Below are 20,681 nucleotides of genomic sequence, written 5' to 3'. Positions count from 1 at the left end.
GCTTTATTCAACAGTAATTGTAATTTTACGGCGCTTCAAGAAACCATCCGCAACGGCTGCTACCTGCTTGAAGGCGATGCATCGGGGAGGCAAAAGTGACCTAAGCAACTGGGAGCAACACGTGACTCCTGCACTGTATGCACGAGAGATATGTGTTGAAGCAGGATTGTTGGGCAATGACCGGGGAGCGATACTGAATTTCCTTTCGGCATCGGTGAGCATTCATGCCCCTGACCCCCTTTCTCGACAGCCAGCAGAGCGATGAAATCGCTGCGCTACTTGCTGTGGCCAGCGAAGGCTCCTTCAGCGCTGCTGGCCGACGACTACAGCGGGATCCGTCAGTGGTGTCGAAGCGAATTGCAGCGATGGAATCTCGCTTGGGGGTTCGTCTCGTAGAGCGCACGACTCGCCAGCTCAGGATCACCCAAGCAGGGGCACAGTTAGTCGCACAACTAAGCGCAGCCGTAGCAGCTATCAGTGATGCGGAGCAGGAGGCCAGCTTGGGCGCCGCCGAACCGATGGGCGTGCTGCGCCTTGCGCTTCCCGCAGCGATGGGACGGATGTGGATTGCGCCGATGCTTTCTGAATTCATCAGCGCAAACCGGCATGTCTCTGTAGTCGCCGATTACAGCGATCGTTTCGTCGACATCATTGCCGAGGGGTATGACGCCGCAATCCGTGTCGGTGAGCTGAACGACAACCGCCTGATTGCGCGAAAGCTAACGGATCACCGCCGAATTCTCTGCGCTTCTCCCAGCTATCTAGCTGAACGCGGTTCTCCTTCTACACCTGCAGATCTCGCTAATCACAACTGCCTGCGCTTCAGCGGTTTTGCGTCGTTCCCCGAGTGGAGACTATTCAAAGCCGGTCAGCAGCATAGGGCACTGGTACAGGGCTCTTTGACATCAAACGATGCTGAGTCTTTGTTAGCCGCTGCACGTCATGGCGTTGGAATCCTCGGTGCAGGTGAATGGCTCATGAGTCGCGACCTTGAAGCTGGGCGACTGGTGCGCGTGCTACCTGACTGGTTGTTGGACGGTGCTGACGGTGGTGTTTACCTGGTTCGTCCGTCAGCGCGGTTTTCGCCCGCAACAACCCTTGCGTTCAAGGACTGGATAGAAACGAAATTCGCCGAAGCTCCCCCCTGGCCGTCTATCGCTCGCTAAACGTCATCGAAAACTGATTTCCTGGGAGGCGATTGTGCTCAAGGGAATTGCTTTGTCTATCGCTTCGTCTTGCGCGTTCGCAAGCCTCTACTATTACGCCACTCTGCTCAAACCACTCAATGGGGAAGAAATTTTTGGTTGGCGTATGCTACTCACCCTGCCTTGCGTGACGCTGTTCTTACTGCTGGGGCGTGAGTGGGATCCCGTGAAGGAGATTTTTGCCCGCCTCAAGCAGCAACCTATCCTGATATTCGGATTAGCCGCCAGCAGCGCTCTGCTTGGCGTTCAACAATGGCTGTTCATGTGGGCGCCCATAAATGGGAGAGGACTGCAGGTTTCTCTGGGTTACTTTCTGCTCCCTCTCGTGATGCTGATGATAGGAATGCTCGTCTATCGAGAGCGGCTGAGTCGGCTTCAGAAAACTGCTGGCATCTCAGCTCTGCTAGGCGTTGCGCACGAGCTGTTTCAAGTCGGCGGATTCGCGTGGGAAACGCTGCTTGTGGCGGGGGGCTTTCCAATCTACTTCATGCTGCGCCGAAAGCTGAACACAGCCAATCTGGGAGGCCTTTGGTTCGACATGCTGTTGGTGTTGCCGATCGCCTGCTGGTTTGTCCTAGGCCAGCAATCGACAATGGCTCATTTCGAACAGGCACCCAGGCTCTATATCTTGGTGCTGATTCTCGCAGTAATCAGCGCGGCAGCCTTTATGGCCTATACGACTGCCGGGCGTCTGCTCCCATTCAGCCTGTTCGGTCTCTTAGGTTATGTGGAGCCTGTGCTGATGGTCGCAGTCGCTCTGCTGATAGGCGAGCGTATTGCGCCCCATGAGTGGGCGACCTACATTCCCATTTGGGTAGCCGTCGGATTGTTGATGGTCGAAGGTTTGAATCACTTAAGAGGTCAATCAGTTAGATACTCTTGAATAAGAATCTTTCTATCCTGATGGCCGCCCAGGTCAATAAAAATTGCGACTCCTCACGTCCAGCCCCTTCAGCAAATCACTCCGATCCTGTAGGTGCCCCGCAATCAAATGCACCACCCCCTCCTGATCTTCCAGCTTGCCCTTCACCTGCAACAGCTTCGAATGCACCAGAGCCGATCGATACTGCTCGGCCAAGTCCTTCCAGACGATCACGTTGGTCATGCCGAACTCGTCTTCCAGGGTCACGAACGTCACGCCGCTCGCCGTCGAAGGCCTCTGCCTGCCGGTGACAATCCCGATCACGGTGACGTGATTACAGTCCCCCATTTCTCTCAGATCCTGCGAGCTCTTTGCACGCATTTTCTTAAGCTGAGTTCTGAGTAACGACATCGGATGCGGGCCCAGAGTCGTGCCTGTCCGTGCATAATCAGCGTGCATGTTCTCAACCACGCTAGGCTCCGGAATCGATACCGGCTTCTCATCGGGCTCCTGGGCAAACAGGGGAAGGGGCTGCTGCACCGCCGCGATCTCCCAACGTGCCGCATGGCGGTGCCCTGCGAGGTTCTTCAACGCATCAGCCTCAGCAAGGAGCTCGCGCGCCTTGTGATCCAGCTCCGCGCGCAGACAGAGGTCTCCGACGTCGCCAAAGGACTTTGCCTCCCTCTCGACCTCAATCCTTCTACCCACGGCTTCAGCTAATCCTCTGACCATCCGCAGGCCCATCCTCAGCGCCGGTAGCCGTCGATCCAGCGCCTCCAACGTGCAGTCCCAATCACTCACCGTCACGTCGACAGGACGGATCTCAACGCCATGCCGGCGAGCATCCTGGAGCACTTGGTCGGGGCTATAGAAACCCATGGGCCAGCTGTTGATCAGGGCGCAGGCATAGGCTGATTGCTCATGACATTTGAGCCAGCACGAGGCGTAGGTGAGGAGGGCAAAACTCGCTGCGTGCGACTCCGGAAAACCATAGCTGCCGAACCCTTTGATCTGCTCGAAGATGCGAGCTGCAAACTCCTCCCTGTAGCCTCGTTCCAGCATGCCCTGGCGCAGTCGGATCTGGTGCGGCTCTAGTCCACCATGGCGCTTCCAGGCGGCCATGGAGCGACGTAGCTGATCTGCCTCACCTGGTGAGTATCCCGCCGCGACAATTGCCAGGCGCATCACCTGCTCCTGGAACAGCGGCACACCGAGCGTGCGCTCGAAAACATCACGCAGTTCCTCACTTGGGTACGTCACTTGCTCCTCACCATTGCGCCGCCGGAGGTAGGGATGAACCATATCGCCCACGATTGGCCCAGGTCGCACGATGGCCACCTCCATCACCAAGTAGTAAAACGTTTTTGGCTTCAAACGCGGCAGCATCGACATCTGTGCCCGTGACTCAATGTGGAAAAGCAGTGGCTGTCAGATATTGGCTCCTAAGCAGCTGATTAATTGCTCCGGGAGCGGGTGCTGCAAGCTGCTGAGCTTACGTGTTGCGCGTAAACCGTGCCGTCCACATCCTTGCCATATCTCATGTCGAAAACTATTCCTCTGATGAAAAATTTTGGTGTCTTCAGATCCTGAACATTTTCACCTTGACGGGAACCACGAATTCCATAGGATTCGCAGCCACGTCGCTGTGGTTTCTGACAAGGATTGTTGATGCGATACCTCTTTGGCTGCCTCGGCTTGACCTTGGCGCTTCTTCCCGTAACGGCCTTCGCGCAGAGTACCGAGGGCCCGTTCGCCACTAGGGCGAGTCTGCTCTCGGTTTACACCCAGGCAGCCATGAACGATGCTGAGCTGGCGGCTGCACGCCATGAGTATCGGGCGCGCACCGAGGCGACCCCTCAAGCTCGTTCGGGGTTGCTGCCGAGCATCACTGCCGGAATGGTTAGCGAGTCGACCCGGCTCGATAGAGATAGCCCTTCGCTCATTCGCTCGCGCAGCGGCAATACTTTTCGTGCAAGCCTCACCCAGCCACTTTTTCGCCTTGATCGCTGGTTTGAGCTCAAGGCTGCCCAGGCAGACGTCGCCCAGGCGGAAATGGAGCTCGCGGCCAAGGAGCAGGCGCTTATTCTGAAAGTGGCGGAGGCGTATTTCGAAACCCTTCGCCAATTGGATGCGCTCGCCGCTTCGCGTGCTGAGGAATCGGCTCTGCTTGAGCAGCAGGCCCAGGCGCAAGGGCGTCTGGAAGGCGGTGTTGCCAGCATCACCGACGTGCTCGATGCGCAGGCTGCCTATGATCTAGCAAAGGCGAATTCCAAGGTTTTCCAGCGTAACGCCGATGAGGCCTTCGATGTCCTATATCGTCTGACCACACGCGAATACGCCCTTATCGATGGTGTAGACCATTCGATGCCGGTAGACCCTCCTGTCCCCAATGACGCGACGGCATGGGTCGATTCGGCTACGCAGCAAAATCTCAACCTGCTTGCGACCAACCATGCGGTTACATCGGCGGAAGAGAGGGTCAGGCAGAGCAAAGCAGGTTTCTCACCAACCGTCGATGTTGTTGCCTCCTACCGAAAGGGCGACAACGACAGCTTTGGCTACAACAATCCTTCCGATTTTGGCCGCAGCGATTATCGCGATGATGTCGCGCAGAGCAGCATCGGCATCGAGCTCAATATCCCTCTCTACAGTGGCGGCATGACTCGCTCGCAGGTGCGTCAATCGGTAGAAGTCCTGGCTAAGAGCGAAGATGATCGCGAGAACGTCAGGCGTGAGGTGGTTCTGCTGACCAGAAGCGCTCATAGGGCGATCAATGCCGGTGTAGAGCAGATTGCAGCGCGTCTGCAGGCGATTAAGTCAGGCCGGATGTCATTAGAAGCCAACGAAGTCGGCTTGAGGGTTGGAACTCGCAACATGGCTGATGTGTTGAATGCTCAGCGGCAGCTATACGCGGCGGTTCGGGATTACAACAATTTCCGATACGACTACATCATCGATAACTTCAAGCTCAAGCAAGCAGCTGGGATGCTGGCTGTTGGTGATCTGCAGGAGTTTTCCGTTTTTCTCAGAGAAAACTACGATGCCAGTCGCGACTTCTTGCCTAGTTTAGACGAGCGCTGATACTACCAACATTGGCATCAATGGTTACTCGTCATTTGCTGCTAAGCACTTACCCATTACGAAAAGTCGACTCCAACCTCCGTTGCTGTGCCACACATCGGAATCACGGACGAAAAATTTGTGGTGCAGTTCATCTCTTGGTGAACCATTGTTTCTAAGGGGCGGCAAGTCTTTTAGATAGATGTCCATCATTGTTGGCTGATGAGTTCGTTTGCTGTTTATAAAGTTTTCACTATAATTGCTGTTAACTACTCTCGCCAGTTTTTTGCAATGATGCGTAATTCTGAGCTTTTAGACCGTCTACGATTCAGTCATTGATTCTAACTTTTCTTAATATGTGTTGAAGAATCTGCAGCGCTGCAATTAGTTCTCCTGGCATTTACATTCTATCCTTGAGGATCATGTTTGCTCTTGGGGAGTTAATGCTGCTGATTTCAAGTTGACGCAGTGATAACTATTATCTCGGATAAGCGGATTGGTGCAGATGGCGGTTTGTGACATTTTTATTTAGAGAAAAAAATAGATCTCTTGCAGCCCTGTCGATTGCTAGAAAGCCTGTTCTTGTGATGTCGGTAATTACAATTGTGATGGCAGCTTTTTACTTTGTCCTTGGTTTTTAGATCATGAATTTTTACGCTTTGTCTTTAATGTGAAAGTTGATCAGATCAAAATTTCAGTTGTTGTTAGTTCGCGACAAATGGAGCTAATAGCAGTAGCTTCATCGCTTTCATTCTTCGTTGCTGCACCATATCTAATCTATGTGTCGATTTACGAATGTATTCCTTACGGGGCTCCTGGAGGATCTTTCGTAAAGCTGTCATTAATGCCTAAGGCGGTGATCGGGCTTTTCCTTCTTATGGCAGTAACTTTATCAGTTGTTGTATTCCCATACAGCTCCAGTTTGCCCGTAGATTTCTTTCAAGGTTTTATTCGTTACTTTCTTGCTAACGTGCTGTTGATATGGGTGTTTGCCTATGTGCTTTTGCTTGAGGCATCGCTAGCTAAAGACCTCATACGGGATGTCAAAGGGAAAAAATCCATCGACTGATCAGTCGGTCTACTGGAAGCCGTAGCTGTGTTGAGGCACCTGCCGGCCTATAGCTCAGCTGGACTCGAATGCCTGCGGTCAATTGATATCCGCGTCTTCAATTGTTTAGCTCAAGCGCGCTTGACCTGATCTATGGGATGTCCCAATGAAGTGGCTGTAATACCGAGTAACAGATTGGTGCTTTTTCATGTGTTCTAGTCGACGTTGCGTGGCTTGTTTACAGTTGGCGGCCACGTAAGATAGCCGCCGCGACGCCTTGTCGTTTTAACGCACGGATGCAGAGATGCTGAACGATTCAGCTGCTCCCGAGCCAGCCCCTGAGCTGGACACAGGTCTTGCCTGTCTAGTTATGTTGGCGCGTTTTCATAACGTTGCCGCTTCCCCTGAACAGCTCACCCACGAATACGCCGAAGATGGTCGACTGTTTGGTCGCCCGGAAATCTTGCTGGCCACGAAAAAGCTTGGGCTCAAAGCCAAGTCCGCACGTAGCTCGCTTTCGCGACTGACGCACACGCCGCTACCAGCCATTGCCGTTGATACCGATGGCCGTTTTTTCATCATCGCCCGGATGGATGAAGGCAAGGCGCTGATCCATGATCCCCGCGCGCAGCGCCCTGAGGTACTAACTCAGGAAGAGCTTGAATTACGCTGGACAGGCGAATTGCTGCTGATCCGCTCCGAAGCCTCGATGGCGGGGGAGCTATCGCGCTTCGACTTCACCTGGTTCATTCCTGCGATCGTCAAGTACCGCAAGCTGCTGGGGGAGGTGCTGCTCGTTTCCTTCGTCCTGCAGATCTTCGCATTGCTGACGCCGCTGTTCTTTCAGGTCGTCATGGACAAGGTGCTGGTGCACCGCGGCCTGACCACTCTGGACGTGATTGCCATTGGTCTGCTCGGCATCATGATTTTTGAGACGTTGCTGTCAGGCTTACGAAGCTATGTCTTCGCCCACACGGCCAGCCGTATCGATGTGGAGTTGGGGTCACGGCTGTTTCGGCATCTGGTCACGCTGCCCTTGTCTTACTTCCAGGCGCGCAGGGTGGGTGACTCAGTCGCCCGGGTTCGCGAGTTGGAAAACATCCGCAGCTTCCTGACTGGCAACGCGATTACGCTAGTGCTGGATGTGCTGTTCTCGGTGGTGTTTATCGCCGTGATGTTCATGTACAGCGGCTGGCTGACTCTGGTCGTCATCTTGTCGCTGCCGCTGTACTTCATCGTCTCCTTGTTGATTACGCCGGTGCTGCGCGCGCGGTTGAACGAGAGCTTCACTCGGGGGGCCGAAAATCAGGCGTTCCTGGTGGAAACCGTCAACGGTATCGACACCCTCAAATCCATGGCCGTTGAGCCGCAGGTCAACCGCAAGTGGGATAACCAGCTTGCTGGTTACGTGGCTGCAAGCTTCAAGACCCAGAACCTATCGAACCTGGCCAATGAAAGCGTTGGTCTGATTGGCAAGCTGGTGACGGTGGCTACTCTGTGGCTCGGCGCCCGCCTGGTGATCGATGGGCAATTGAGCGTTGGCCAACTGATCGCCTTCAACATGCTGGCGGGCCGGGTTTCGCAGCCGATCATGCGCCTTGCCCAGCTATGGACGAACTTCCAGCAAACCGGCGTCTCGGTGCAGCGCCTCGGCGATATTCTCAACACGCGTACAGAAATGTCCCAGTCCTCGCGCAGTGCGTTGCCTCCCCTTAAAGGCGATATCGAATTCGACCAGGTGCAGTTCCGCTACCGGCCTGATGGCTCCGAAGTGCTGCGTGGCGTCAGCTTGCGAATCCAGGCTGGTGAAGTGATCGGCGTCGTGGGCCGATCGGGTTCAGGTAAAAGCACGCTGACACGTCTCTTGCAGCGCCTGTACACACCCGAGCGAGGCCGGGTGCTGGTCGATGGTATGGATCTCGCGTTGGCAGATGTGTCGTCTCTGCGCAGGCAGATTGGTGTGGTGCTGCAGGACAATATGCTGTTCGCACGCAGCATCCGGGAAAACATCGCCCTGACCGATCCTGGTGCGCCTATCGAGGTTGTGATGCAGGCCGCCAAGATGGCGGGGGCCCATGACTTCATCCTCGAATTGCCGGAGGGCTACGACACCGTCGTCGGTGAGCACGGTGCCTCGCTGTCGGGTGGTCAAAGGCAGCGAGTGGCTATCGCCCGTGCACTGATCGGCAACCCGCGCATCCTGATTTTCGATGAGGCCACCAGTGCCCTCGATTACGAATCCGAGCGCGTCATTCAGCAGAACATGCAGGCCATCTGCAAGGGGCGGACGGTGATCATCATTGCTCACCGGCTATCCGCTGTGCGCGATGCGAACCGCATCGTAGTCATGGATCGTGGCCAGATCGTGGAGCAGGGCAGCCACTCCGAGTTGCTGACCCACCAGGCGGGACACTATTCGCGCTTGCATCGGTTGCAGCAGGGGGACGTGGCATGAGCAGTTGTCTAGCGTCGTGCCTACTGCCGTTGGCAAAGGATCAGTGCCATGGGCGCTAAGCGTGAGTTACTCAATCGATACCGCAGTGCCTGGCGACACTCATGGCGTAACCGCAAGGCGATGGATGCGCCGCCTCGGCTAAGTCACGAAGTTCAGTTTCTGCCCGCTGCGTTAGCGTTGCAGGAAAAGCCCGTCCATCCGGCACCACGTTATATCCAGTGGACGATCATGCTTTTCGCCGCGCTCGCGCTGATCTGGGCCTGTATCGGCGAGATCGACGTCGTGGCCACCGCGACCGGCAAGATAGTGCCAAGCGGTAAGACCAAGGTGATCCAGCCCAACGAGGTCGCCGTCGTAAAGGCCATCTATGTGCATGATGGCCAGCAGGTGAAAGCGGGTGAGCTACTCGTTGAACTCGATAGCCAGATCACCGGTGCCGACGTCGAGAGGCTTCACAGTGAGCTACTCGCAGCCCATGTGGATGGCGCTCGCGCACAGCTGCTTTTGCAAGCAATAAAGGATAAGACCGAGCCCGCATCGGTTTCCGATTTTATTCCGAACGCCACTCCCGCTCAGCAAGAAAGTCTGCAGCGATGGGTGCAAGGTCAGTATCTCGAACTGCGGGCAGCCCTTGACCAAAGCGATGCCCAGATCGAGCAGCGCGAGGCTGAAATACGTTCCCTACGAGCCTCTATCACCGCACTCAGCAAAACGCTCCCTATCTCCCGTGAGCTGGCAGCTGACTACCGTGGCCTGCTCGACAAGCAATTTGTCGCCAAGCATGCCTACCTGGAGAAAGAGCAGATTCTGCTAGATCAGGAGCGTGAGCTGGCCCAACAAAAAGCCCGAATCAGCGAACTGGAAGCCGCGCTGAAGGCCGCGCAGCAGCAACGCACAGGTGTCTTGGCACAGACGCGCAGAGCGATGCTCGATCTGCAGAATGATGCGGACGTCCGCGCTGCAAGCCTTGCTCAGGAACTGAGGAAGGCGGAGCAGCGTAACCGACTCACGCAGCTTACTGCTCCCGTTGATGGGACTGTCCAGCAACTGGCGATTCATACCCAAGGCGGCGTTGTAACTCAGGCCCAGCCGCTGATGGTTATTGTCCCAAGCGATCAGCCGGTGGAAATTGAGGCGATGCTGGAGAACAAGGACGTCGGTTTCGTACGCCCTGGCCAGGCCGTTGAGGTGAAGGTCGAAACCTTTAACTTCACAAAATACGGTGTGGTAGACGGGACTGTGGTGAGCGTATCCAGTGACGCGATCGAGGACGAGAAACTTGGTTTGGTTTACAGCGCGCGGATACAGCTGGCTGCTGACAGTATCCCCGTGGGCAGTGGGCGCATAGCGCTCTCGCCAGGCATGGCAGTACGCGCGGAGGTGAAGACGGATAAGCGCAAGGTAATCGATTACTTCCTCAGTCCATTGCAACAGTACGTGGACGAGAGCCTGGTGGAGCGTTGAGGTGCTACGCCCCCTCCCGTTTACAGGCGAGGGGCCGGGGCAGAGGCGCTTGTGGTAGTCAGAACCACATGCCCTGAAGGAGCGGATTTATCCGCGAGGTTCATGACTGAAGCAGCACATCGCCTAAAAGCGGAACATCGAGATTTAACGGCAGCATCGCCAACGGAAAACACTTCAAGGCACAAGGATGAACGTACTCTTTATCCACCAGAACTTCCCTGGGCAGTTCCGCCATATAGCGGCCCACCTCGCTCGGCAGCCGGGCGTAAGTGTGCGCGCTATCGGTCGAGAACAGTCTGCTGGACTGCCCGGCATCCCGATCCAGCGCTACCGTCCGCACCGGCCTGCCGCCAAGGAAACTCATCCTTATGCACGCACCTTTGAGGAGGGTGTATTGCATGGCCAGCAGGTACTGCGTCTGCTGCTCGACCTCAAGGCCAAGGGCTACCGCCCGGACGTGATCATCGCCCACCCGGGCTGGGGGGAGACGCTCTATGCCAAGCAAGCCTTTCCAGGGTGCAAGCTGATCCATTTCTGCGAGTACTACTACCGCACCGATGGAGCGGATGCAGGCTTCGATCCCGAGTTTCCACTGACGCTCGACAGTGCAGCAAGCATCCACAGTCGCAACGCGCTGCACCTACTCAATCTTGAGAACTGCGACGCTGCAATTACGCCGACCCGATGGCAACACAGCCTCCATCCAGCCGCTTACCACGACAAGATCAAGGTCATCCATGAAGGCATCGATACCGACAATCTCGGCCCTGATCCCAATGCCGTGCTCAATCTGCCTAATGGCCAACAACTAAGGGCTGGCGATCCGGTGGTGACCTATGTGGCGCGTAATCTGGAGCCGTATCGAGGCTTTCATCAATTTATGCGGGCTTTGCCGCGTCTATTTACGGCGCATCCCTCCTGCCAAGTAGTGATAGTTGGAGGCGATGGCGTGAGCTATGGCAGCAAACCCAAGGATGCCCCTAATTGGCGTACAAAGCTGCTGCGCGAGAACCTGATCGATGCAAACCGTGTGCATTTTCTCGGCAATGTCCCATATGCCACTTACAAGAAGGTGCTGCAGGTGTCGGCGGTGCATGTCTATCTGACTTATCCCTTTGTATTGTCCTGGTCGCTGCTGGAAGCGATGGCGTGCGGCTGCCTCGTGGTTGCTTCCGATACGGCACCGGTACGCGAAGTCATTCGAGACGGTGATAACGGCCTGTTGCTGAACTTCTTCGATGCCGTAGAACTGTGCAAACGATTGTTACAGGTACTGGAGCAGCCATGGAAGTTCGATCTGCTGAGGCATAGCGCATGGAGCAAAGCTCAGGAGTATGCCGTTAAGGAGGGCAATCAGGGCTATATCAGGGCAATGGTAGGAGAAAAGGAGCAGCACAAATGCCTAGGTCGAAACCAAAACCATATGCTAGCGGGTAATTCTTGAGTGGCGCATGCTTTTTAAAATCGCCTCTGAACCGAGCAACTAACGCTGGAGTAACATGCTGTAGAAAGGGCCTGTCTCTGCGGTGTCGCCGGGGTGGTAATTTATATAAAGATATTTTCATCCGGCCGAATCTTCAGTTCGCAGCATCAGTAAAAAACTATAACTTTAGCGAGATTGATTATGAAGTGGAGTGTTATTTTCCTATCGCTAGCCCTTTGCTCATGTGGCCGCGGCGATATGGAATATAGAAGTGTTGGAGTTACGAAAGAGCACATAGTAAAGGTATGTGAGCGTAATTTTTTTGGTAAATGTGTGGTTTCTCCAGACAAGGTTGCGTTCTATTTTAATGCGCCTGAGAAGTTTATAGGGATGCCGTCGAAAGAGGATTACAGCCATTATGTAGGCATGCCTTTATACGTTTCGAAGAACATCATATCTACTGTTTATGAGCAGGATAAAGAGAGCGTAGAACATGGGAATTATATTGTTGGGACTCCAGTAAAAACCGTAGAAATAACGTATCTGGGGCGTGGGCTGGATGCCTACCTTAGCTTCCTTAATAACCTGAAGAGTGCTGATTATACTGTCGTCCGATCTGATGTGGAAGGATACCAGAAGTATGATGATCGACTATGTGATGCAGCATCAACCTCAACCTCTGTGGGTGACGAGCTGGTTTCACTTCGGTGCGGCAACCAGCGACAAGTTATCTATGTGCCGGAAAATAATCGAAGTGTTTCTATAACTTGTTGGCAAACAATGCCAAACAGTAAGTTCGAAAATTTAGCCGCATGCGAGGTACGGTCACCCCTGACTGCAAATGCTGAAGCTCGTTATGGAATTCGATATTCAAGTTTTATAGATGGCAGCTGGATTGAGCAGAATGCGAGGATTGTCGCGTTTCTGAGTGCTTTTATCTCTGACTCTAAATAAGGAAGTGAATTATGCCTGTCGTATATGATAAGACTATGGATGATTTCATCGAGTACCTTTCTGAGAAGGCAATGCCTAGCCGATTGCGTCCTCATGTGCTTGACGACAATTCCGAGAACTATACTCCCATTTCCAAAGCAGACATTGAGCAAGTTAGATCTTTAATGAGTCGGGGAGATCGCGGCGCAGCGTACATGTTGCTAGCAGAGAAAACCGGCAATATGGCATTCCTGAACACGGCGCAGATATCTACAGGAAGCGGTGCGCTGCTTGGAGGGCCTGCTATTAATGCGAATGCACAATTGCAGATCGCGTACGAAGGCATTTATCCAAGTATATCGATCACTGAGTTTTCTCAGGCTATATTGGAACGTGAGCTACAGGCCTTCACGCAAGACGTCAACGAAAATGGCGATATATTTTTTATCCCTCCGACGGAGCTAGGTTCGTATGTGGCCGCCGATGAGGCGTGGCTTAACGTTAAGGGTTATGCAGATCCGCAACTACAAGCAATATTTCCCGGAAGGTTTTTTTTAGCTACGCATTACTACATGACTGGCGAGCCTGCAAAAGGATCTGAGTACTTTAATTTAGGTGCCATGGAAGTAGTTTTTTCTGCGTTCATAAATGAAGTTGAAAATTCCGGGGTTCAGTTTGGTATCTCATATCGGCAGGCTGAAATAATTGCTGCGGACGGTGGAAGCTACGAAGAGAAAACCATAGGTGGAGAAAAAGTCAAGGTTTTCAAAGATAACCAAGGAAAAGTAGTCGCACTGTTTCGGCCAAATGACGAGCTGTATGATAGCGAAAGCTCTGGTATTGGATTGTCGTCCGAACCTTATACTAGAGAAAATAATCCATTTTTGTACTCTAGCACTGGAGGATACGTCCTAGGCTACTTGCTGGCGGGTGTTACTAACGGTGAGAAGCTCCATCAGCTACTAAGTATCGCCGGAACCGCTTCCGATGAAAATGATGCCCGAAGTTATATCGATGATATTGGGGGATTACTAGACGCCGCCTATAGCCCATCACGTGTTGGCGACCTTAGGGATTCATTTCATAAGTCAATAGCATTGGCTAAAGATCCAGTCCATGCTGAAAAATACACGTTATACAGTTTGACTGATGTAAGCCGAACACAAATCGAAAGTGCAGCGCTTGACGGTAGTGAGCTCGGTATTGCTGTGCGCAGGGGGCTATTGGAGCTTACGCCCTATGCGCTTGTAGGAGCGAATTATTCCGCTTATGGGCAGCAACTATCTGTTTATGATCCTGCAACCCAGCTGGGTGACATCACAGAGAGCTGGGTCAAAGATAGAACAAGCTTTCTGTATTGGCATCTGGCAGATAAGTCCGTACCTGATGGGGTGCAGGTTATTAACCCCTTGGAAGACCAAGGAGTTCAATATCACGACTTGGCTAGCGGTAAGTCAGTGCTAGTGCTCCCAAATGCCATTGATATCGACACGCCAATCGCGCCCGCAGTTCGTCGAGTCATCTTTGGCGGCAAAGATGCTGATGTGCTAAATGGAAGCGTAAGTGATGATCGACTCTATGGTGGCGCAGGAGCAGATGTTCTCATCGGTGGCACTGGAGATGATTATCTTGAGGGCGGCGAAGGTATAGATCAATATAAGTTCTTCTCTGGGAATGGTAATGATGTTCTAAGTGATGTAGATGGCGAGTTGTGGATAGATGAAGTGCGTTACACCGTAGCGCAGCGTTGGGCGCCTGACGCCGATAGCTGGCATAGCGAAGACGGCAAGGTGAAATTCCTGCGTTCCGGCTCCGACCTACTAGTGTTGTATGGGCAGGGTGACAGCATTCTGATCCGCAACTACGTGGAGGGAGCGCTGGGCCTACGTCTTGAAGATACCAAAGCTACAGAAGATCCTAGTGATGCTGGTCTTATCACTGGCACTCCCGAAGATGATTACCTCAGTGGTACGGCTGGTGCTGAGCTGATCCTCGGCATGGGTGGTAATGACTTGGTAAATTACCACGGTAGCCGGGGAGGCAACGACACTATCGTGGGCGGCGCCGGCAGCGACGGCCTATACGGAGGCGAAGGTGACGACCGTATTTATGCATATGAAATCGGCGAATTCGGCCCACCCAATGTAATGGGCACGGGCGGTGGCACGGTCGGCGACCGGCTTGATGGGCGTGACGGTAATGACTTATTAATGGGGTCTGGGGGGGTGGATGTTCTTCTCGGTGGAGCGGGCTCGGACACAATCTTGGGTGGAGATGGTGGCGATCTCATCCTAGCCGATAGCACCACTGAATTAGAGCAGTATACCCCTGACCTACAGGCGTACATTTTTACGTTTGGAGATAATCAGCAATTTAGCATCCTTATTTCAAGCCGTCCTAACAATGGCTCGCAAGGACAGGCCTGGAACGATGTTGTTTTCGCTGGCGAGGGTAATGATACCGTCCTTGGGTATTCAGGTAATGACTACCTAGAAGGCAATGGCGGACACGACTATATGCTGGCCGGTGAGGGCAATGACACGCTAGTTGGGGGCGAGGGTAATGACACCCTGTATGGCGATGGATTCGATGGCGTGTCTGAAACCTACCCAAACTCACGCCTACCAGGTGACATGCATGGGGATGATCTGCTTATCGGCGGAGACGGCCATGACCTTATCGTGGGTAATGGTGGGAATGATCGACTCTATGGTGACAAAGGTAACGATACGCTATTTGGCGATGATCGCACTGCACCGGCTCAATATCACGGCAATGACTTCCTCGATGGTGGAACTGATAACGACGTGCTGCTCGGCATGGGCGGCGACGACACCCTATATGGCGGCGAGGGTAATGATTGGTTGGCGGGTGAGGATCACCTGAGTGCGGACATGGCGTCTTCACTCACGGGCAAAGACTGGCTATATGGCGGGGCAGGAAACGATACCCTCCTTGGAGGCAATGGTGATGACCACCTTGATGGTGGGGAAGGACTCGACAACCTCTGGGGTGGTGAAGGAAACGACACGCTAAATGGCGGCGCTGATGCTGATTACCTAAAAGACGAGGGCGGAGAGAACTTATTCGAGGGTGGCAGCGGCGATGATACGCTTGAGGGTGGGAGCGGGAATGATCGTTACTTTTTCTCTAAAGGTGACGGCGTAGATTTCTTAACGGATAGAGAAGGTGTCAACTCGGTAATATTCGGCGCTGGAATCGAACGTGAGTCCTTGGAGTTCAGGCAGGCAAATAGCTATGACGGTAATAGTTATCTCACCGTCGATTACGAGGGAGGCACAATAAACATCGAAAATGGCATGGCAGGTGCCATTTCTGACTTTTATTTCAATGATGGCTCTACGCTGTCTTTGAGTACAGTGCTGGCTGAAGTAGGTGGGCTAACCCTTTTTGCGCCGGACTCTGGCGGGCAGTTACACGGTAGTAATGCAAGAGATATTCTCTCTGGTTCCCTCGGTAATGACCTGATAAGCGCTGCAGGTGGAAATGACCATCTGTACGGTAATGAAGGTAACGATACTTTATTGGGCGGTGCCGGTGACGACAATATCGCAGGTGGTTCTGGTGATGACAGCCTGCAGGGAGATGCAGGTAATGACACTCTAGCAGGCGGCTTCGGTAATGATACTCTGCTTGGGGGAAGCGGGGATGACGTTCTGTCTGGCGGAGACGGGCAAGATTGGCTGGTTGGTTCTGAGGGCAACGACACGTTATCAGGTGGGGAGGGCGACGATAAATTAGAGGGCGGTGCGGGTATAGATACGTATTTGTTTTCCCCCGGATCAGGCCACGATCTTATTCAAGATGATGAAGGCGAGTATTCAATTTTAAGAATATCCAGTGGCGTTGCTCTAACCGATCTGCTGAGTCGGCGGGAGGGAAATGATCTACTGATTGCTTATAAAGATGGTAGCCAGAGCCTGCGTATCGAAGGCTATTACTCTGCTGCTGTTAACTGGGAGGTGGCTGATGATAATGCTCGCCATCAATCCATGGACGCGTTTCTCGCTGAGCTTTCCGAAAGCAGTTCAATAGATGTTGGTTTTTGGGAGAGGAAGTTTCAGTTGCAAGTTCAGGCAGCGTTTGCTGCTGAACAAAAAGGAAATGGGTGGGAGCTTGAGGGCGATGGCTACTTTCATTCCTACAGCAATGGAAAGACTTGGGAGCGTGACAGCGCCCGTAGAGCGGTATTTAAAGAGTTCACTATGTCCGGTGAGCTTTCATATGGATATGATGATTCTTATTATTATGAGGTGGCCGAAACCTCTGAGTCGCGTAGTGAATATGTAAGGACAACTAAAACGGTTCATAGTGTTTCTCCCGGAGGCTTGTTTTCTTCTGGTGGAGGTTCCAGTTTTGTCTCTGCTGGTAATGTGCAAAAGCTTTTCTCAAATCAGGGGGGCGCATCTAGCATACGAGGTTCATACTCTAATGTTTATTCATCTACAGAGCCTGATAAGGTTGTGGGAATTATCCTCGATCAGAGTCAGGGGCAAGGACAAGGACAAGCTTCGGGGTTGAAGTCAAGCGTAATTGAATATACTAAATACTGGTCATGGAGCGATACGATATATAAGGTAATAAATGGAGATGATGAGGATAGTTACTATAGGGTTGATCGAGGACAAATCATTCGGGCTGGGTCGGGGAATGATCTTATGGAGGCTTCCCCCTATAGTTTCGATACCAGAACCAAAGGGGTCTATCTCTCGGGAGGTGCGGGGGAAGATACTCTTTGGGGGTCATATGAAGCTGACTATTTGATAGGCGGCGCCGGAAATGACTTTTTAATGGGCGGCGGGGGTGCTGATACCTATATTTTGTATTCCGGTGATGGAGTAGACATTATCAATGATTTTCCTTTGCCATCTTATCCAGACATGCGTCGTGAAGGCGCTTACACCTATCTGGAAACATCGGAAGCTACAGCGCTAGATAAAGTAGTACTGCCGCAGGAGGCAACATTAGACAATATTACTCTCGCATGGGGGCAGATGCTGGCCGAGGTTAACACGGGCAGGCCTGAGTGGTTCCAAGTCGAACAAAATGACGGAGACGAGGAAAGATTTTATGACTATATCAGTAATTTTCATTCTGGCTATCATCGGTCGCTGCGTGTTGTTGTGACTCTGGATATAAGTCTGGGTGACGGGCAGCTCGTCCGGGTCGTGATGCCGCCATCCGATAGTCCGCAAGGCTCCGGTATAGAGCTTTATCAATTTGGCGATAACTCAGTGCTAACGCAGAGGCAATTGCTGGATCATTTTGCTATGGGAGATATTCCTGATATATCAACTGTAGGGCAAGTGCTCAGAACCAGCGATGTGGAAATGCCAGGCTATGCGTTGCCTTTGCAGGGGGGAATGGGCAATGACACTTTGTACTCCGGGGTGGGTGAGGACTATCTAATTGGCGGAAATGGCGATGATTTATTATATGGCAGTAAAGGCTATGATATTTTGGATGGGGGGCTGGGCTCGGATAGCTATTACATCTACAGCAATGGTGACGGCTATAGTCTGGATAACATAACAAAAATCCGTGATGCCGATGGAATAGGCGTAATCATCATTGATGACGTAAAGCTTGATAAGTCTAACCTCATTGCTGTGGAGACTAATCGATGGCGGGCTAGAGATGGCGTGTTTAGTTTGCAGCTTGAGGACGAGTCAGGTGATCTAATTATTCAACTTCCTCAGGGGCGTGTTGTTGTAGAAAACTATTCTCCAGGGAAGCTTGGGGTTAATTTGCCTATTCTTAACTCGCAAAATGTATTGGCGGAGATTATTGCAGTCGCTGGGGCGCCTTGGGAGTATTTTGTACCGATTGTCCCTGATAGTAACGGGGTTTTGCCTGAATTAACTGCTCTCTTGGATAATGATGAGGAGTTGCCTCAATGGTTGCAATTTGAGTCATCTACAGGACATATTTCAGGCGCCTTTGAAAAAGCATATCAAGCCGAGCATGTTATTTTTACCGCTACTTACCCTGATGGTTCTATAGTTCAATATGAGTTGCTGTTAAATTCGGATTGGAACTATATAGATGGTACCGATGACTCTGATGTTCTAACAGGGGGTAAATGGGCAGATAGCATCTTCGCAGGAAATGGTGAGGATAGTCTCTTTGGTGAAGAGGGCGATGACGAGCTCTACGGGGGAGACGGCGACGATATTCTTGACGGCGGGCTGGGGGGCGATACTCTCTACGGTGGCCAAGGCAATGACGTTTATGTGATTGATCAGATAGGCGATGTAGTTGTTGAGTATCCTGGCGAGGGCATTGATAAAGTCATCAGTTCCGTTAGCTGGACGTTAGGTGATGACGTAGAAAATCTAAGTCTGATTGGCAGCGCTGCAATTGATGGTACGGGTAATGCTCTAGATAATGTGTTAATTGGGAATGGTGGCGATAACGTTCTCCGGGGCAGGGGTGGGGACGATCTGCTTAGTGGCGGCCTTGGTAATGATACGTACGTTTTCGGCAATGGTGATGGGCGCGACGTAATCAACAACCTATCTGTAGCTGCAGAGGCAGAAACTGACATATTAATATTCGATAGTATTAGTCGCGGCAGCCTATGGTTCTCTCGCCAAGGTTCAAATTTGGTGATCGATGTTATGGGAGCTGAAGACAGCGTCACCATTCAGGACTGGTACACGAGTTCGAGGCAGCAGCTCGATGCTATCCAGGCCGGTAGCTCTTCTTTGTATGCAAATCAGGTCGATAACCTCGTCAACGCCATGGCTGCCTTCGGCGCACCCGCTGGAGGTGAGATCAATCTGACGCAAGCGCAGAAAGAACAGCTCAATGTCGTCATTGCTGCCAACTGGCAGTAGAGCTGAGTAAAAAGAAAACCCGGCGATTAGCCTAATGCTGTTCACTTAAGCATTTGAGTCCAAGCCGGGGTTTCTAGAAAATCCGATACCAGCTTCCTGGTATCGGATTTTTTATGCCTATTCAGCAGCAGTTGCTCGACCTCGGCGATCTATTCAACTTCTCCGACCTCAGCACCTTCACTCAGAACATTCCTGTCGAATGGGTCGCCAGTGCGCTCAATCTCTCCGCTCAAGCCACTATTCGGCGCAGGCGTCTGCCGAGTGATCAGGTGCTTTGGCTGGTGCTGGGCATGGCCTTGTTCCGCGATGAGCCTGTGCACGAGGTGGCCAGACGCCTGAATATCTGTGCCCAAGGCCTGGCTTCCGATCAGTTGCTGGCGCGCAGCGGCGTGACCGAGGCGCGCAAGCGACTAGGTGCAGACCCGGTCGAATCCTTGTTCCGACAGACCGGCAAGCAATGGGGTCGTGAGCGCTACGAAGGCGATGATTGGAACGGTTTGCAAGTGTTCGCGGTAGATGGCGCATTGCTGCGAACGCCCGATTCTCCTGAGCTGAGGGAGCATTTTGGCTCTGGTAATACGGGCACCGAGCGCCAGACACCCTTTCCGATGCTGCGCCTCGTAGCCTTGATGAATGTGCGCTCACACGTGATCCTCGATGCGCAGCTCAGCCCTTATCGGGGCAGCGAGATGCGCTTGGCCGAAACCTTCGTGGGCCAGATTCCGGACAATTCGATCACGTTGTTCGACAAAGGCTTTTGGGGGGCTGATTTGCTGCTGAGTGTTGCCGATGGGGTAAACAATCGACACTGGCTCACGCCGGCTCGCAAAAACCTGGTGATGGAGGAAGTCGAGCGCTATGGGGAGCATGATCGCCGCGTACGAATGAAGGTTTCGCCTCAGGCTCGCAAACGAAACCCGAATCTGCCCACGCACTGGGAAGTACGTGAAGTCAGCTATGAAAGCCAGGGGCAGCTAAGGTCGCTGCTCACCTCGTTGCCCGCAGAGCGCTATAGCACGGAGGCCGTCGCCGAGCTGTATCTGGAGCGCTGGGAGATTGAGCTAGGTTTTCGAGACATCAAAAGCTCGATGCAACAAAACGCGGTAACGCTGCGCAGCAAGAAGGTCGAACTGGTTTATCAAGAGGTCTGGGGACTGTTACTGGCTTACAACATCATCCGTCGAGAAGCCAGCCAGGCCGCAGTAGCCTTTGGCCGAACACCCTCAGACATACGCTTCAAACCTGCCTGCCAGTACATTGCGGTACAACTGATCGTCATGGCAGCTGCTAATCCGGTATCGGCGACAGGCAGAAGGTTGGCTGAGCTGCGGGGAGGTATCGGAGGAATGTTTCTGGATCACCGTCCAAGGC

At 52.9% G+C, this 20,681-nt stretch carries 10 protein-coding genes and 1 pseudogene; 10 read left to right on the top strand and 1 reads right to left on the bottom strand.

What is annotated here, in order from left to right; translation table 11 throughout:
- Positions 1–224 precede the first annotated feature (224 nt).
- Together BVH06_RS19075 and rarD are read left to right on the top strand one after the other, a co-directional pair.
- A complete protein-coding gene (locus BVH06_RS19075) occupies positions 225–1,166 on the top strand; it encodes a LysR family transcriptional regulator (protein WP_075935135.1) in 942 nt (313 codons plus the stop codon).
- Between the two features lie 34 nt (positions 1,167–1,200).
- Complete coding sequence (gene rarD, locus BVH06_RS19070; RefSeq protein ID WP_075935134.1) at positions 1,201–2,088, top strand: EamA family transporter RarD; 888 nt, start codon at positions 1,201–1,203, stop codon at positions 2,086–2,088.
- 33 nt (positions 2,089–2,121) lie between these two features.
- Here the strand turns inward: rarD and BVH06_RS19065 are convergent.
- A pseudogene (locus BVH06_RS19065) lies at positions 2,122–3,486 on the bottom strand (OB-fold nucleic acid binding domain-containing protein); the annotation flags it as partial.
- A gap of 249 nt (positions 3,487–3,735) precedes the next feature.
- Here BVH06_RS19065 and BVH06_RS19060 point away from each other — a divergent pair.
- The 8 genes from BVH06_RS19060 to BVH06_RS19030 form a co-directional block, all read left to right on the top strand.
- Positions 3,736–5,148, top strand: a complete 1,413-nt coding sequence (locus tag BVH06_RS19060) for a TolC family outer membrane protein (RefSeq protein WP_075935133.1) — start codon at positions 3,736–3,738, stop codon at positions 5,146–5,148.
- A 649-nt stretch (positions 5,149–5,797) separates the two neighbouring features.
- Entirely contained in the window at positions 5,798–6,196 is a 399-nt protein-coding gene (locus BVH06_RS25535) for a hypothetical protein (RefSeq protein ID WP_139315681.1), read from the top strand.
- 283 nt (positions 6,197–6,479) lie between these two features.
- Positions 6,480–8,630 carry a type I secretion system permease/ATPase gene (locus BVH06_RS19050; protein ID WP_075935131.1) on the top strand — a complete coding sequence of 717 codons (2,151 nt, stop codon included), beginning with the start codon at positions 6,480–6,482 and terminating at the stop codon, positions 8,628–8,630.
- 48 nt (positions 8,631–8,678) lie between these two features.
- Complete coding sequence (locus BVH06_RS19045) at positions 8,679–10,094, top strand: HlyD family type I secretion periplasmic adaptor subunit (RefSeq protein WP_075935130.1); 1,416 nt, start codon at positions 8,679–8,681, stop codon at positions 10,092–10,094.
- 187 nt (positions 10,095–10,281) lie between these two features.
- Positions 10,282–11,538 (top strand): glycosyltransferase family 4 protein, encoded by a 1,257-nt coding sequence (locus BVH06_RS19040; RefSeq protein WP_075935129.1) that lies wholly within the window; start codon positions 10,282–10,284, stop codon positions 11,536–11,538.
- 180 nt (positions 11,539–11,718) lie between these two features.
- Positions 11,719–12,471 (top strand): hypothetical protein, encoded by a 753-nt coding sequence (locus BVH06_RS25530; RefSeq protein ID WP_139315680.1) that lies wholly within the window; start codon positions 11,719–11,721, stop codon positions 12,469–12,471.
- 35 nt (positions 12,472–12,506) lie between these two features.
- Positions 12,507–19,310, top strand: coding sequence for a hypothetical protein (locus BVH06_RS26080; RefSeq protein WP_256575202.1), 6,804 nt, complete (start codon positions 12,507–12,509; stop codon positions 19,308–19,310).
- A 119-nt stretch (positions 19,311–19,429) separates the two neighbouring features.
- Positions 19,430–20,681: IS4 family transposase (locus tag BVH06_RS19030; protein ID WP_083652131.1), on the top strand; the 1,252-nt coding region annotated here is incomplete at its 3' end.

Source organism: Pseudomonas sp. PA27(2017) (assembly GCF_001945445.1).
Taxonomy (GTDB): domain Bacteria; phylum Pseudomonadota; class Gammaproteobacteria; order Pseudomonadales; family Pseudomonadaceae; genus Aquipseudomonas.
This window is presented reverse-complemented; position numbering and strand designations above follow the sequence as displayed.

What these genes read in the sequence shown, in the direction of transcription:
- BVH06_RS25530 (WP_139315680.1), top strand. Translation starts at nt 11,719, where the DNA reads ATGAAGTGGAGTGTTATTTTCCTATCGCTAGCCCTTTGCTCATGTGGC.
- BVH06_RS19050 (WP_075935131.1), top strand. Translation starts at nt 6,480, where the DNA reads ATGCTGAACGATTCAGCTGCTCCCGAGCCAGCCCCTGAGCTGGACACA.
- BVH06_RS26080 (WP_256575202.1), top strand. Translation starts at nt 12,507, where the DNA reads ATGGATGATTTCATCGAGTACCTTTCTGAGAAGGCAATGCCTAGCCGA.
- BVH06_RS19060 (WP_075935133.1), top strand. Translation starts at nt 3,736, where the DNA reads ATGCGATACCTCTTTGGCTGCCTCGGCTTGACCTTGGCGCTTCTTCCC.
- BVH06_RS19045 (WP_075935130.1), top strand. Translation starts at nt 8,679, where the DNA reads ATGGGCGCTAAGCGTGAGTTACTCAATCGATACCGCAGTGCCTGGCGA.
- BVH06_RS19040 (WP_075935129.1), top strand. Translation starts at nt 10,282, where the DNA reads ATGAACGTACTCTTTATCCACCAGAACTTCCCTGGGCAGTTCCGCCAT.
- BVH06_RS19075 (WP_075935135.1), top strand. Translation starts at nt 225, where the DNA reads ATGCCCCTGACCCCCTTTCTCGACAGCCAGCAGAGCGATGAAATCGCT.